Source organism: Martinezella sp. CNPSo 3959 (genome assembly GCF_057784355.1).
Genome location: NZ_JBXSOV010000016.1, coordinates 23907 through 37518 on the forward strand (window position 1 = coordinate 23907; position 13612 = coordinate 37518).

The window sequence follows — 13612 nt, forward strand, 5'->3', positions numbered from 1 at the left end:
TCATGCAGCGCTTCCAGTATTATATCGACGGTGAATTTCTGGACGGGGAAGGCCGCTTCCAGAGCATCGATCCCGCGACCGGAGACGTCTGGGCCGAGATGCCGGAAGCGCGCGAGGCCGATGTCGACCGTGCCGTCAATGCTGCCGAGAAGGCCCTTTACGACGGCCCCTGGGCAAAGACGACGGCGACGCAGCGCGGCAAGCTCCTCTACAAGCTCGCCGATCTCGTGGCAGTCAATGCGCAGAAACTTGCCGAACTGGAAACGCGCGACACCGGCAAGATCATCCGCGAGACCTCGGCGCAAATCGCCTATGTCGCCGACTATTATCGCTACTATGCCGGCATCGCCGACAAGATCGAGGGCTCCCATTTGCCGATCGACAAGCCGGACATGGATGTCTGGCTGCGCCGCGAGCCGGTCGGCGTCGTTGCCATGGTCGTACCCTGGAACAGCCAGCTCTTCCTATCGGCCGTCAAGATCGGCCCGGCGCTCGCCGCCGGCTGCACCATGGTCGTCAAGGCATCTGAGGATGGACCGGCACCGCTACTGGAATTCGCGCGGCTGGTCCAGGAAGCCGGCTTTCCGGCCGGCGTCGTCAACATCATCACCGGTTTCGGCCCTTCCTGCGGTGCGGCACTTGGGCGGCATCCGAAGGTCGCGCATATCGCCTTTACCGGCGGGCCAGAGACGGCACGCCATGTCATCCGCAATTCGGCGGAGAACCTCGCCTCGACATCGTTGGAACTAGGGGGCAAATCGCCCTTCATCGTCTTTGCCGATGCCGATCTCGAAAGTGCCGCGAATGCGCAAGTCGCGGGCATTTTCGCGGCGACCGGCCAAAGCTGTGTTGCCGGCTCGCGGCTGATCATCGAGGCCAGCGTCAAGGAGGCATTTCTGTCGATCCTCAAGCGCAAGGCCGAAGCAATCCGCATCGGCTCACCGCTTGATATGGCATCCGAGGTCGGTCCGCTCGCCACCAAGAGACAACAGGATCATGTGGCCGCGCTTGTCGAGACATCCATCAGGAGCGGCGCTCGGCTCGTCACCGGCGGGCAAAAGCCCGACGGCGTGGGTTACTATTTCCCGCCGACGATCCTGGATTGCGATGGTGTCAGCTCGCTGTCATTGGCCGAGGAATTCTTCGGGCCGGTTCTGTCGGTTGTCTCGTTCGAGAGCGAGGCAGAAGCGTTGAGGCTTGCAAACGACACTCGCTACGGACTGGCATCCGGTGTCTTCACCCAGAACCTTACGCGCGCCCATCGCCTGATGAAGGGTATCCGCGCCGGCGTCGTCTGGGTCAACACCTATCGCGCGGTATCGCCGATCGCGCCCTTCGGTGGTTTCGGCCTCTCAGGCCATGGCCGGGAAGGCGGGCTTGCGGCTGCGCTCGATTACACGCGCACCAAGACCATCTGGCTTCGCACGTCGGATGATCCGATCCCCGATCCCTTCGTCATGAGGTGAGGCCGATGTTTTACGAGATCCGCACCTACCGACTGAAGAACGGCACCATCCCGCAGTATCTGAAGGTCGTCGAAGAGGAAGGGATTGCCATCCAGAAGGCGCATCTCGGCAATCTTGTCGGCTACTTCCATTCGGAAATCGGAGTAATCAACGAGATCGTGCACATCTGGGCCTATTCAAGCCTCGACGATCGTGAGGCGCGGCGCGGGCGGCTGGCGGCGGACCCCGAGTGGCAGGCTTTCCTGCCAAAGATCCGCGACCTGATCGAACAAGCGGAAAACAAGATTATGAAGCCCGCCGGTTTCTCCCCATTGGGATGAACGGGCGGGTGCGTAAGGCATGCCTCTAAGAACTTAAAAGCAAGGACAAGGGAACATGAAAGCAAGAATTGCACTCGCGGCCTTTGCCGCAATGATAGCCGCATCCATGCCCGTCAAGGCCGAGACCATGGTCTTTACAAGCTGGGGAGGAACGACGCAGGATGCGCAGAAAGTTGCCTGGGCCAACCAGTTCACGGCCAAAACCAACATCGGCGTCATGCAGGACGGCCCGACTGATTATGGCAAGCTGAAAGCGATGGTCGAAGCCGGCCAGGTGAGCTGGGACGTCGTCGACGTCGAGGGCGATTATGCCGCGCAGGCTGGAAAGGCAGGCCTGCTCGAAAAGTTGGATTTTTCCGTCATCGATAAATCGAAACTCGATCCGCGTTTCGTCAGCGATTATTCGGTCGGAAGCTTCTATTATTCCTTCGTCATCGGATGCAACGCCGATGCCGTCAGCGCCTGCCCGAAGACCTGGGCGGATCTTTTTGACAGCAAGAAGTTTCCCGGCAAGCGCACCTTCTACAAATGGTCCGCGCCCGGCGTCATCGAAGCCGCACTGCTCGCCGACGGCGTTCCCGCCGACAAGCTCTATCCGCTCGATCTCGATCGTGCCTTCAAGAAGCTCGATACGATTAAATCGGATATCGTCTGGTGGTCGAGCGGCGCGCAATCGCAGCAGCTGCTGGCGTCGGCCGAGGCACCTTTCGGCAGTCTCTGGAACGGCCGCATGACGGCGCTTGCCAATAGCGGCGTCAAGACGGAGACGTCATGGAGTCAGAACATTACCGCAGCGGATTCCCTCGTCATCCCGAAGGGCGCGCCGAACCTCGAAACGGCGATGAAGTTCATCGCGCTTGCGACCTCGGCACAGCCGCAGGCCGATCTAGCGAAGGCAACCGGATATGCGCCGATCAATCTCGGCTCGGTGAAACTCATGGACCCGGAAACGGCCAAGACCTTGCCCGACCAGCAGACGGCGAGCCAGGTCAATGCCGATATGAGCTATTGGGCCGCAAACCGGGATGCCATCGGCAAGAAGTGGTACGCCTGGCAGGCGCAGTAAGCGGCGGAGATGATCAGACCACCGCGGAAAAATCTCCGCGGTGGGGCAATGCGAGGTCCAGGCCCGCGAGTAGCGCTCGCTGCCCGTCGGCGCCCGTGGTGGGAAAGGGTTGCCATGTCGACATACATAGACGTTGCGGATAAGGCCGCACCGGCGCGCAAGGCGGCAAGGCCCACCGGATTTGCCCAGGTGGCGCCGGCTCTCGCTTTCGTCGCGATCTTTTTCATCTTTCCGGTCATCGCGCTGCTTTTGCGCAGCGTGATGGAGCCGGCATTCGGCTTTGGCAATTATGTAGAGTTGTTGGGCTCCGAAACCTATCTGAAGATCTTCGGCAATACATTCATCGTGTCGGGCGTCGTGACCGTCTTGTCGCTGCTGATCGGTTTTCCTGTCGCATGGACGCTGGCGATCATGCCTTCGCGCTGGTCTTCCATCGTCTTTGCGATCCTGCTGCTGTCGATGTGGACCAACCTGCTGGCGCGAACCTATGCCTGGATGGTGCTTTTGCAGCGCACGGGATTGATCAACAAGATGCTCATTGGTATGGGCCTGATCGACAAGCCGCTCGCGCTTGTCAACAACCTCACCGGCGTGACGATCGGCATGACCTATATCATGCTGCCCTTCATCATCCTGCCGCTCTACGGCGTCATCAAAAAGATCGATCCTGCCGTGCTACAAGCGGCGGCGCTCTGCGGCGCCAGCCGGCTACAGTGCCTGACCCGCGTTCTGATACCGCTTGCCGCTCCCGGCATGATGGCGGGGGCCTTGATGGTGTTCGTCATGTCGCTCGGTTACTACGTCACGCCGTCGCTGCTTGGCGGCACTGCGAACATGATGCTCGCCGAACTCATTGCGCAATTCGTGCAATCCCTCGTCAACTGGGGCATGGGCGGCGCAGCAGCCTTCGTCCTGCTCGTCGTCACCCTGTCGCTCTATGCCGTCCAGCTGCGGCTGTTCGGCGCCCAGAATATGGGAGGACGCTGAGATGTTGCTGAATTTCGATCGTCTCGGCTGGTGGAAATATGTGTTGCTTGCCATTACCGTCCTGACCGCGGCTTTTCTTCTGCTGCCGATCCTGTTCATCGCGGCCTTGTCGTTCGGTTCGTCGCAATGGCTGATCTTTCCGCCGCCGGGCTGGACGTGGCGCTGGTATGCGGAGCTGCTATCCGACCCGCAATGGCTGGCTTCGGCCTGGACGAGCTTCAAGATCGCGGCGATCGTCACGGTGCTTTCGGTGCTGCTCGGCCTCGTGACCTCCTTTGGCCTCGTGCGCGGGAAATTCATGTTCCGCGATGCATTGAAGGCTCTGTTCCTGACGCCGATGATCCTGCCGGTCGTCGTCTTCGCCGTGGCGCTCTATGCCTTCTTCCTGCGAATTGGCCTTGGGGGCACCTTGATCGGCTTCGTGGTGTCCCACCTCGTGCTGGCGCTGCCCTTTTCCATTCTGTCGATCTCCGGCGCGCTTGAGGGCTTCGACAAGTCGATCGAGGATGCCGCCGTACTTTGCGGCGCCTCTCCGCTCGAGGCGAAGATCAGGGTGACGCTGCCCGCCATCAGCCACGGATTGTTCTCGGCCGCCGTCTTCTCGTTCCTGACATCGTGGGATGAGGTGGTGGTGGCGATCTTCATGGCGAGCCCGACGCTGCAGACGTTGCCGGTCAAGGTCTGGGCGACGCTCAGGCAGGACCTGACCCCGGTCGTCGCCGCCGCTTCCACTCTTCTCATCCTTTTGACGGTCATATTGATGACGCTGGCCGCGATCCTACGCAAGGTTTTGAAATCATGAGTGAATCCTTCCTGAAGATCAAAGGCATCCGCAAGGAATACGGCCCCGTCGTCGCGGTCCACGACGTCAATCTCGAGGTCAGGCGCGGCGAGTTTCTGACCTTTCTCGGCCCCTCCGGCTCGGGCAAGAGCACGACGCTGTATATCCTCGCCGGTTTCGAGAACCCGACCAGGGGCGATATCTTGCTGAACGGCGAGACGCTACTGTCGACGCCATCGCACAAGCGCAATATCGGCATGGTGTTCCAGCGCTATACGCTGTTTCCGCATTTGACTGTCGGAGAGAATATCGCCTTTCCGTTGAAGGTTCGCCGCAAGTCCAAGGCAGAGGTCGACAGCCGGGTCAGGGAAATGCTGCGCCTCGTCCGGCTCGAAGGCTTCGAGGATCGCAAGCCCGCGCAAATGTCGGGCGGCCAGCAGCAGCGCGTCGCGCTTGCAAGGGCGCTTGCCTATGATCCGCCGGTGCTTCTCATGGACGAGCCGCTGTCGGCCCTCGACAAGAAATTGCGGGAGGAGATCCAGCACGAGATCAAAAGGATCCACGAGCAGACCGAAGTAACGATCCTCTATGTGACCCACGATCAGGAAGAGGCGTTGCGGTTGTCCGATCGTATCGCCGTCTTCTCCCGAGGCATTATCGACCAGATCGGCACCGGGCCGGAACTTTACGCCAATCCGAAAACCCGCTTCGTTGCCGAATTCATCGGCGACAGCGATTTCATCTCCTGTCATCTGCTGTCCTCGGACAATGGCCAGGCGACGATCTCGCTCAGTGACAAGACCGTCTTCGACAGCATCCCGGTTCACGGCCGGCCGATGTCGGGCAGTAAGGCGGCATTGATGCTGCGGCCCGAGCGCATCCGGCTCGGGCGCGAGGCGGGTGTGAGCAAGGGCCTCAGCGCGACGGTTAATGATATCACTTTCCTCGGCAACAACGTGCATGTGACCACGCGGATTGCCGCCGGCGAAACCCTGTCCGTGCGTCTGCCCTTCGGCCATGAAGCCATCTCGGGCTTGAGCCGTGGCGACAATGTGCATCTGGAGTTCGATCCCGATGCCGCACATGTCTTCTGCTAGCGCTGGCCGGCACTCTTACTGCGTAATGAAGGCAACGACTGCGACGACGGCAATCAGGACGATGAAAAGCAACCGAAAACGCACGGAGTCGCTGGCGCACTGTGTCGGGGCTGCAGTCATACAGACCCGCGTCGGCCGTTGGCTGGCTTTCAGGGTGTGGAGAGCCTTCCTAAGGTGGGTTGCATCCTTGGCATCGAAGCCCCTTTACACCCCCCGACATAGACCTAATCACCCTTTCGGCCGCCAAGAGGAGGGCTCCCGGTCCCGCTGCGGGCATCGGTCGGTCACCCATTGCTTACAATCATGCAACTTTCCCTCTTTTCTATCGCTATTCGCGCCCCGGAAAATCAGGCGCTGATCAATCGCTCAGCCGTGAACTTATCGGTCACGAGTATGTCGATGACACCGGTATCGCAAATTGCGGTTCTGTCGCAAAACGATATTGAGGTCACGGATGCGGAGCCATGCACTGGGGCTCAAGCGGCAATAAGTTCGGAATTGCTCTGCGATTGACGGGCGTGGATTGTCGGCGAACCTCGCCTGCCGTTTGTGCATCATATGGACCATCTCGATACCGTGTTGCGACAGAACCTTTCCAGCTTCATAGGTGAAGCTCCGGTTCGCCCTATGACCTGCGGCAGGTGCCATCTCCTTACCCTTATGATTTGCGGGCAAGTGCGCCGCTCACAGAATGGCCATCAATACAGTGGCCAGGATCGTGGCGCCCATGAGGACATTAACTGCTCTCTCTGTCGCTGGCTTGAGGTTGGCCCGACCAAGGGCGACGCCAGCCCAGAGCCAGGCAAGATCGACGACGACCATGACAGCAACGCAGACGATCCATTTGATCGACATGTCAGCAACGGTGTCGAGTCGGACGATCGAGTACGACGCCATGAGCGACGCAAAGGCGATATAGGCCTTGGGATTTGTCACGCCAAGGAACGCTCCGCCGGCCACCGTCGAGGCGAAGTTCGTTCGGCTCTCTGTTTCACTCGCTCCAACCGGTGCGAAAGCGATCTTGTAAGAGAGATAGAGCAGATAGGCGGTTGCGATGAACATCATCGCCTTTGTGGCACCCGGAATGGCGGCGAATATGGAAAAGAGGCCGGCCGCGCTCGCACCGGCGGCAATCGCCAGACCAAGCTGCAGGCCGCCGTAGAAGCGCAAACCCTGGAGAAATCCCCGGTTCTTGCCAACAGCAATAAGCGCCGCAATGGCTGGGCCGGGCGACCCAAGCAGAAGTACCGCAGCAATCCAAAAAAGGGATAAATTCCCAATATCAATCGTCATGAAAGCCATCACATAAAGGATTCTTTATGTCTTTATATGTTCTTGGCCAAGTTGCGTCAAGCGATCACCAGGGCCCGAGCGAGGAAGATCTGTTCGACGCCAGTCCAGACTATAGCTCCTCAATCCGGACCTCGTGTTTGTCGCCCCGAGCATGCGAGGGTCGGCTGGGGAGGGCGGACCTGTGGCCGGCTGGCGCTTGCGCCTAACCCGAAAAAGGCGGCTTCATTAACCTGAAATGACCGACGACATCGTCGGAGAGCAGCTAATTACATCATGGCAAGCGCTCTGGTTGCTATAAGGGAGGCTGAACCACATCGCCTCGCCGATCGCAAGATAGCGGCTACCAAGACGGCGACATTTGCTAAGGATACAATTCCCTCCTAACGCGTAGTGATGACGTTGGAGCAGCCGGGAATTCGTACGACAAAGTCGCTGAGTGTGGCACCGGGGCCTGTAACAACGTAGGCCGAAGACGGTATGATCTGGATCGTCGGTTCCACGATCGTGTGGTGGCCTGATCTAGTCGAAAAATAAAATCCGAGCGGACGCCGGCTTCGGTGGTCCTATCCCTCGAAGCTCCGGGATACCCCGAAGCTGATTGCGGCCCACCTCCTTTCCATTACTTATCCGTCCCCCAACGCAGGCCATGTCAGTCCCTTGCAAGCTTATGGAAAACGGTCATGCCACCCAGAAGGGCTACAATGGCCAGCACCACCGCAAATCCTGTCGAACCAAGGGAAAGCCCCGCCCTATCGATGACGAAGCCGGTCGCGACAGGCATCAGCCCGGCCGGGATATAGCCGCCGATATTGAGGACGGCGTTTGCCTCCGCCCGATGATTGCCTGGGACGTGCAGTCCGATCAGCGTCAGGCCGCCGAGCTGCCCGAGGCCTTGTCCGCTGCCAGCAAGAAGTGCTGCGACAATCAGGGCCGCGACATTGGACGAGATCACCGCCAGCGCGATGCCTGCCATGGACAGGATCGTTGCCGCGGCGCCGCATAGGAAAATGGTGCGCACGGAAAATCGGCGGGCGGCGAATTGGACGCCGGTCGCCGTAAGAAACATGGCGCAGGCCATGCCGCCGGCGATCAATGGGCTGGTGACACCGAGCAGATGCGACAGCAGCGAGGGGCCGAGTGCCAGCACAAAGGACGTCGCGGTGATACCCGGCCCAAAGACCGCAATACCCAACAGAAGATGGCGATGATTGGCGCGCGGCACGCTCGGCAGATGCAGTCGCCAGCCATGATCGGCCTTTGTGCCGTGATGCTTCAGTGGCAGGATCAGGATAGCGGCTAATGCACTCAGCAGTACGGCAAGCTCGACGGCAAAGATCGGAATCACCGGTGCCGCCAGCAAGAGGGCGATGCCGCCGGCGAGCAGCGGCCCGAGGCCAGCCCCGAGAACCATGGAGACGGACGCGATCAGCGAGGCTTGCCGTTTGCGTTCTGGTCCGCCGAGATCGACCACCGCCGCCATGCCCGCCGACACCACGACGCCAACAGCTACACCCGATAGGAAGCGCGCGGCGATCAGCATCGCCACTGAATGGGCGCTGGCGAAGAGCACACAGGCGACGAGTGCGGCCGCGAGTCCCGGGACAAGGACGGGCTTGCGCCCGTAACGATCGGAGAGCTGCCCGGCGACCAGCAGCGTCAATAGCAGGCCAAGAATGTAAGCGGCGAAGATGACGGTCAGCGTGGCTGATGAGAAGCCAATCGCAGCCTGCCACCGCACATAGAGCGGTGTCGCCGAATTCGAGAGAATGAAGACGGCGGTGATGATCCAGGCGGCCATCCACATACGCCAAGGCGGATGGGCGGCGTTCTCATAGGCTGAGTGGACAGTGTGGGCGGGGTTAAGAGACGACATGGGCAGACTCCATTTGTCAGTACGATTTTAGTCGTACTTACCATAGTTCGATGGAAGTCGTACATATTAATTCGACAGGAATCGTACCGACGTGCTATGAGAGCTGCCATGGCCCTTTCGACCACTGACACCCACCACTCAATTCCCACCGATCTCCCGGCGCCGCTGCCTGAGCCGTCAGCAGAGGATATGCGCCTCGATATCATCATGGGAGCGCTCGCCGATCCCTTGCGTCTCACCATCGTCAGAAAGCTGCTTCTGGAGTCGGAAGCCTATGACCACACCTGCGGATGGTTCGGTTTCGACCGGCCGAAGTCCTCGCTGACCCATCATTTCAAGGCACTGCGGGAGGCGGGCTTGATTCGGCAACGGCAATATGGGCTTGAGCGCCGTAGCCGGGTGCGCGCTGAAGACCTCGATACCCGGTTCCCCGGCCTTCTCGATCTGGTGAAGGCGTGGCAGCCGTAAGACCAAACCGATGACTAAGTCTGTCTCCGTCTCCATCGGCGAATCGACCATTGTGGTCCGCTTGCGTCGTTTGGCCATTGTCGTCGGGTTTAAACCGCATTGGACGGCCAGGGACCGGGCGCTTTCCTAGGCTCGAAGTAGCGTCGTCATTCGGGAGCTGCCGCGGAGGCAGTCGAGAGGAACATGCCCCAGACGGCAGCGCCCGTCACACAGAACACGAGCCCAAGTAGCACCTGCACCAAGCCCGGTATGTCGAGATGCCCGGCCAAATTTGCAAGCGATGCGAGAATGCAAAGCTCCAGGGAAAATCATATACCGAGCGCCGTTGCTCTCATTGTCTGTCCACGACGTCGTTGGATTCGTTCGCTCATTTTTGAAGCAGTCCTAAGCCGGTTAAGAGCCGAATGATGTAGTCTCTGAGCTGCTCCTCCGTTTGGTCCGCAGGCTCGAGAAGGATCTGATGGAGGAGAGCGCCGGTCAGCATGTCTTGGATCAGTTCCGGATCGAGACCACCCGGAAGAGCGCCAGTGGCACGAGCGCGCCGGATCATGTTGGAGAAGGCCGCTCTGCGTGGACGCAGGACGGCCTCGGAATAAATTGCCTTCAGCTCTGATTTTTCGCCCAGGGCCAGGACGCTGCGCGAAAGGCCCCGATAGAGGGGGTTGAGCATCTGACGCGGCACGTTTTCGACGAACCAGTCCATCACCTCTGAAATCGGCCGCTCGGCCCAGTCGGCGAACGTGGCCTCCGCCTCCTCGCGAAGACGGCCCAGAGCTCGAGCGAGGATTTCTTCTCTGGAAGACCAGCGGCGGTAGATCGCGGTCCTGCTGACGCCGGACCGTTGTGTGATCTGCTCGAAGCTAACTGCGCTGAGGCCGCCCTCGATGAATAGCGCCAACGCTGCATCAAGGATCGCGGCATCGACCTCGGGGCTGCGGGGGCGGCCGGTTCCGATGCTGGAGGATGCGCACATTGACAAGGATCCAAACCAAAGTTACGCTACAGTAACGTATCGTAAGTCGGTGCGTCAACATCGGAGGCGAAAAATGGTGGCGAAAATCCTCGCAATCCTTCTGGCTATCTATTCCCTCCAGGCCCTGGCGAAGTTCGGCTTCTTCTTCGCGCTCAGCTATCGCAGTCGCCGGATGGCCCTAGATCGCGCGTATGCGGGCAAGGCGAGCGCCACCAAGACGGCCGATGCCTTTCTCCTCGTGCTTGCCATTGTGCTCGCCGTACTGCTCGACCTTCGGGGCGCTGACCATGTGAGCTTCCTCACAGGCTTGCTCGTCGGGATGACCCTCATCCAAATCTACTTCCACCAATTCTCCGTCCCGCTTTCCAATGAGGAGACGCCGGAGCCTCCTTCCTCGCCGATCAAGACCATGTCGTACGCGATCCAGGCGCGGCCCAGCCGTCCCTGGAAGGAGTTGGTGGTGATCGCAGTCTTGCTCGTCTGGTCGCTGTACGGCCTCGCCCAGCAGTACGGATTGCTCCGGTGAACACCAACGCCGAACGGTTCCGATCGCTCCGGCGCGAGCGGGCGCGATGTCGCTTTGTCCGCTACAGTCAGCGCGAACATCGGGATTTTCGGCGCCTTGTTCTTGTTCAGGATGTCACGGGTGCAGGATGAAGGGCTCGTCGGTGCTTGAAACGGTGGCCTGCCTCGGCTCCAGCAGCACCGCTGGCAAAGGGCAGGCATTCGATTGGATTGGCGAACTATCTCGACGGCCGTGCAACGCACGGTTCAAATTTCTCAACTTCGGCGTTGGCGGCGATTTGGCAAACGATGCCCTGAAGCGCGTGGACAGCGTTCTGGCGAGCACGCCCGACCGCATAGTCGTTTGGGTCGGCGGTAACGATGCCCTGGCGACGGTATCGCCTAAGGCACGACGACTTTTCCGAATAATGAAGTTTGCATCCACGCCTGCGACCGAGACGCGGTTTGACGACTGCTTTGAGAGGCTCGTTCGACGGCTGAAGTCCAGCGGCGCCCGCGTGGCCGTATGCTCTCTCGGGCCGATCGGGGAATCGCCTACATCCCATCATCCTTTTCAGGCTGCGCTCAACTCCGCAATCCGCGACTTAAGCGCAAGTATCCAACGCATCGCTTGCGATGAAGCCGTCGAGCACATCCCGATGTTCGAGACCTTCCGGGCTGCCATCGCGGCCGATCCGGGCCGGGCGTTTACGACCCTTCGGTTCCTATCGATGTACCGCGATGCGTTTCGTGCGATGGTGCTGCGGATGTCTCCCGATGAAATCGGGCGGTTGAACGGTTGGAAATTTCATAGCGACGGCATCCATCTCAACGGCAGAGGAGGGATGATCGCTGCGGACCTGATCCAATCTAACTTGGACGACCCCAACCCCTTTTCGGCCTCAACACGAATTGGCGATCGAGAGACGGGCATATGACACATTGTCGTCTGGCACTTTCGTGGTTGCCTTCATTTGGCGAGAAGTTTCTGCCCTTAACGGCACTGCAACGTTACTCGGTCATCTCTGCTGGTTTCGGGTCGATTGAGCCGCAGGTTGCCACGATGGATGAGTCATCGCAGGTCCTGGGCTGCATGCTCAACCTAGGCGGCAGGAATTAAGGCTCGATTCCTTATTCAAGTGCTTAAATGCCATTTCGCATTATAAGAGGTCAGTCACTGCCGAGGTAGCGACTTCACTCGAAGCGATAGTCGGAGAGATCTACCCCGACGATGAGGGGCTCTGCGGCCGGCCTGTTGTCCGGACCGCGAGGATAGACCCGGAATTTGGACGGCAGCACGATGCCCTCCACGGTCACGGGCTCGAGGAGATAGCGGGCGGCCGTGTTGTTGCCCTGGATCTCGACCTCATAGTCATGGCGCCGGATGAGGCCTTCCGGCCCGATGTAAAAGGTCTGCTCTCTGCTGTGGGTCGCGATTGTTGCCGGAAAGGTCGCCCGTAGCCGGCGCCACGTCTCGCCCTGTTCCGACCAGGGCGCGATCTCCTCTGCCACGACGTCGGGCTGAGCGAGGATGAAGGGCGAGGTCAGATAGGTCCACATCGTGTAGCCCGCGAAATAGGCGAGTTGCGGATCGCTCCAATGCGTCTCCATCGCGAACCCATCGAAGCTCGCGCGCGGCCGGGAAAGCTTCTCGACAAGCTCACCTTCCGGCGTCTCGATCGTCACCTCGTCCGGCGTGAAATGTGAGCGGTTCTGGGTCGGATGGAACGGCCAGTGTGACACCTCCTCCTTCCGAAGGTTCACGCGCACATTGGCGTGAGTGAGCGTGCCTGGCTTGCCCTTCAGGTCCCAGAGAACGCCGAACTGGTGGAGCTTAGCCGTCAAAAAGGAGAACCGCCGGAACCGTTCGAGGCCGCCATGTGTCTCGATCACTTGCTGCTGGAGGTCGGTCATCGTCTGCTCCTCAGGCGTCCAGGAAGGTGTGGCAGTGGGCAACGAAAATCTCCGGGTACTTGAACAGTGCGCCGTGGCCGGAGTCGGGATAGAGGACGAGCTGCGCATTCTTCATCGCCTTGAACATGTTGTAGGCGTTGATGCTCGGGAACATCGTGTCGTCGCTGCCATGCACGATCAGCGCCGGCTGGGCGATGGCGCGCAGCGTCGTATCGCCTTCATCCTTTGCCGCGCACCAGCCGATGATCGCCTTGGCCTGGGGCTCGCTGACATCGTCGCCGTTGTCCGGGTCGCGGTCCTGCGTGCGAGCCGTGGCGCGGGCCACGAAGGCTTTGCCGGCGCGCTGGCTTTCTTCCGAGGGCGTGAAGAACAAGGGCAGGCGCACATCCGGCGCGCCTTTCGCGAAGGCGTCCTCCACCACGGCGAGAAGATGCTCCTCGCCGCCACGGGGCGCCGCACCGGCGATGATGATCTTACGGATCAGGCTTGGGTACTGCATGGCGAGGACCTGGATGAGCATGCCGCCCAGGGAGAAGCCGAGAAGATCGACCTTGCTCAAGCCGAGGCCGCGTATGAACGTCGCCGCATCGGCCGCCATCTGTTCCACCGTGTCGGGCGTCCGACCAGTCGAGGTGCCGATACCGAGATTGTTGAAGGCGATAACGGGCCGCGTTGTGGCAAGGCCGTTCGCCACCGCAGGATCCCAAGCATCCATCGTCCCGGTGAAGTGCTGCAGTAGGATAAGTGGTCTCCCGGCTGGCGGGCCAAGCCGCCTGAAGGCGAAGCGGACGTCGCCGACGTTCAAGTATTCTGTTCTTGCGGTTTCGAGTGACATGATTGTTCCTTTGTGAGCTGCCTCACCCGAGGCAA

The 13612-nt window shown here is 60.2% G+C and carries 15 protein-coding genes and 1 pseudogene; 9 read left to right on the top strand and 7 right to left on the bottom strand.

Going from position 1 to position 13612, the window contains the following annotated elements; genetic code table 11:
* Positions 1-2: 2 nt before the first annotated feature.
* The 6 genes from AC13RE_RS24865 to AC13RE_RS24890 all read left to right on the top strand — a co-directional run bounded on the left by AC13RE_RS24865 (position 3) and on the right by AC13RE_RS24890 (position 5717).
* A complete protein-coding gene (locus tag AC13RE_RS24865) occupies positions 3-1466 on the top strand; it encodes an aldehyde dehydrogenase (RefSeq protein ID WP_488564899.1) in 1464 nt (487 codons plus the stop codon).
* A gap of 5 nt (positions 1467-1471) precedes the next feature.
* The gene (locus AC13RE_RS24870; RefSeq protein ID WP_174172767.1) at positions 1472-1786 is read left to right on the top strand and encodes an NIPSNAP family protein; all 315 of its coding nucleotides are present in this window, start codon (positions 1472-1474) and stop codon (positions 1784-1786) included.
* A gap of 55 nt (positions 1787-1841) precedes the next feature.
* Complete coding sequence (locus tag AC13RE_RS24875) at positions 1842-2852, top strand: ABC transporter substrate-binding protein (RefSeq protein ID WP_488564900.1); 1011 nt, start codon at positions 1842-1844, stop codon at positions 2850-2852.
* A gap of 114 nt (positions 2853-2966) precedes the next feature.
* Positions 2967-3839: an ABC transporter permease gene (locus tag AC13RE_RS24880; protein ID WP_488564901.1), complete on the top strand. Its 873-nt coding sequence runs from the start codon at positions 2967-2969 to the stop codon at positions 3837-3839.
* Between the two features lies 1 nt (position 3840).
* A complete protein-coding gene (locus AC13RE_RS24885) occupies positions 3841-4641 on the top strand; it encodes an ABC transporter permease (RefSeq protein WP_488564902.1) in 801 nt (266 codons plus the stop codon).
* Entirely contained in the window at positions 4638-5717 is a 1080-nt protein-coding gene (locus AC13RE_RS24890) for an ABC transporter ATP-binding protein (protein WP_488564903.1), read from the top strand. Before AC13RE_RS24885 ends, AC13RE_RS24890 begins: the two co-directional genes overlap by 4 nt.
* Positions 5718-6212: 495 nt before the next feature.
* Here AC13RE_RS24890 and AC13RE_RS24895 read toward each other — a convergent pair.
* The 3 genes and pseudogenes from AC13RE_RS24895 to AC13RE_RS24905 form a co-directional block, all read right to left on the bottom strand.
* Positions 6213-6293: pseudogene (locus AC13RE_RS24895) on the bottom strand (IS6 family transposase); the annotation flags it as partial.
* 108 nt (positions 6294-6401) lie between these two features.
* A complete protein-coding gene (locus tag AC13RE_RS24900; RefSeq protein ID WP_488484763.1) occupies positions 6402-7010 on the bottom strand; it encodes a LysE family translocator in 609 nt (202 codons plus the stop codon).
* A 649-nt stretch (positions 7011-7659) separates the two neighbouring features.
* Positions 7660-8883 (bottom strand): MFS transporter, encoded by a 1224-nt coding sequence (locus AC13RE_RS24905; protein WP_488564904.1) that lies wholly within the window; start codon positions 8881-8883, stop codon positions 7660-7662.
* Between the two features lie 108 nt (positions 8884-8991).
* On the opposite strand from AC13RE_RS24905, the gene AC13RE_RS24910 reads away from it, so the two are divergent.
* A complete protein-coding gene (locus AC13RE_RS24910; RefSeq protein ID WP_488564905.1) occupies positions 8992-9351 on the top strand; it encodes an ArsR/SmtB family transcription factor in 360 nt (119 codons plus the stop codon).
* 146 nt (positions 9352-9497) lie between these two features.
* Here AC13RE_RS24910 and AC13RE_RS24915 read toward each other — a convergent pair whose 3' ends face one another.
* The gene (locus tag AC13RE_RS24915) at positions 9498-9653 is read right to left on the bottom strand and encodes a DUF2568 domain-containing protein (protein ID WP_488564981.1); all 156 of its coding nucleotides are present in this window, start codon (positions 9651-9653) and stop codon (positions 9498-9500) included.
* Positions 9654-9718: 65 nt separating this feature from the next.
* Positions 9719-10324 (bottom strand): TetR/AcrR family transcriptional regulator, encoded by a 606-nt coding sequence (locus AC13RE_RS24920; RefSeq protein ID WP_488564906.1) that lies wholly within the window; start codon positions 10322-10324, stop codon positions 9719-9721.
* A 73-nt stretch (positions 10325-10397) separates the two neighbouring features.
* On the opposite strand from AC13RE_RS24920, the gene AC13RE_RS24925 reads away from it, so the two are divergent.
* Both AC13RE_RS24925 and AC13RE_RS24930 read left to right on the top strand, forming a co-directional pair.
* The gene (locus AC13RE_RS24925) at positions 10398-10850 is read left to right on the top strand and encodes a hypothetical protein (protein ID WP_488564907.1); all 453 of its coding nucleotides are present in this window, start codon (positions 10398-10400) and stop codon (positions 10848-10850) included.
* A gap of 127 nt (positions 10851-10977) precedes the next feature.
* The gene (locus tag AC13RE_RS24930) at positions 10978-11766 is read left to right on the top strand and encodes an SGNH/GDSL hydrolase family protein (RefSeq protein WP_488564908.1); all 789 of its coding nucleotides are present in this window, start codon (positions 10978-10980) and stop codon (positions 11764-11766) included.
* A 256-nt stretch (positions 11767-12022) separates the two neighbouring features.
* Here AC13RE_RS24930 and AC13RE_RS24935 read toward each other — a convergent pair whose 3' ends face one another.
* Positions 12023-12742, bottom strand: coding sequence for a hypothetical protein (locus tag AC13RE_RS24935; protein ID WP_488564909.1), 720 nt, complete (start codon positions 12740-12742; stop codon positions 12023-12025).
* Between the two features lie 10 nt (positions 12743-12752).
* A complete protein-coding gene (locus tag AC13RE_RS24940; protein WP_488564910.1) occupies positions 12753-13577 on the bottom strand; it encodes an alpha/beta fold hydrolase in 825 nt (274 codons plus the stop codon).
* Positions 13578-13612 lie beyond the last annotated feature (35 nt).

Coding starts and splice junctions, on each gene's coding strand:
- AC13RE_RS24880 (WP_488564901.1), top strand. CDS start 2,967: ATGTCGACATACATAGACGTTGCGGATAAGGCCGCACCGGCGCGCAAG.
- AC13RE_RS24910 (WP_488564905.1), top strand. CDS start 8,992: ATGGCCCTTTCGACCACTGACACCCACCACTCAATTCCCACCGATCTC.
- AC13RE_RS24940 (WP_488564910.1), bottom strand. CDS start 13,577: ATGTCACTCGAAACCGCAAGAACAGAATACTTGAACGTCGGCGACGTC.
- AC13RE_RS24890 (WP_488564903.1), top strand. CDS start 4,638: ATGAGTGAATCCTTCCTGAAGATCAAAGGCATCCGCAAGGAATACGGC.
- AC13RE_RS24920 (WP_488564906.1), bottom strand. CDS start 10,324: ATGTGCGCATCCTCCAGCATCGGAACCGGCCGCCCCCGCAGCCCCGAG.
- AC13RE_RS24870 (WP_174172767.1), top strand. CDS start 1,472: ATGTTTTACGAGATCCGCACCTACCGACTGAAGAACGGCACCATCCCG.
- AC13RE_RS24905 (WP_488564904.1), bottom strand. CDS start 8,883: ATGTCGTCTCTTAACCCCGCCCACACTGTCCACTCAGCCTATGAGAAC.
- AC13RE_RS24885 (WP_488564902.1), top strand. CDS start 3,841: ATGTTGCTGAATTTCGATCGTCTCGGCTGGTGGAAATATGTGTTGCTT.
- AC13RE_RS24865 (WP_488564899.1), top strand. CDS start 3: ATGCAGCGCTTCCAGTATTATATCGACGGTGAATTTCTGGACGGGGAA.
- AC13RE_RS24930 (WP_488564908.1), top strand. CDS start 10,978: ATGAAGGGCTCGTCGGTGCTTGAAACGGTGGCCTGCCTCGGCTCCAGC.
- AC13RE_RS24900 (WP_488484763.1), bottom strand. CDS start 7,010: ATGACGATTGATATTGGGAATTTATCCCTTTTTTGGATTGCTGCGGTA.
- AC13RE_RS24925 (WP_488564907.1), top strand. CDS start 10,398: ATGGTGGCGAAAATCCTCGCAATCCTTCTGGCTATCTATTCCCTCCAG.
- AC13RE_RS24935 (WP_488564909.1), bottom strand. CDS start 12,742: ATGACCGACCTCCAGCAGCAAGTGATCGAGACACATGGCGGCCTCGAA.
- AC13RE_RS24875 (WP_488564900.1), top strand. CDS start 1,842: ATGAAAGCAAGAATTGCACTCGCGGCCTTTGCCGCAATGATAGCCGCA.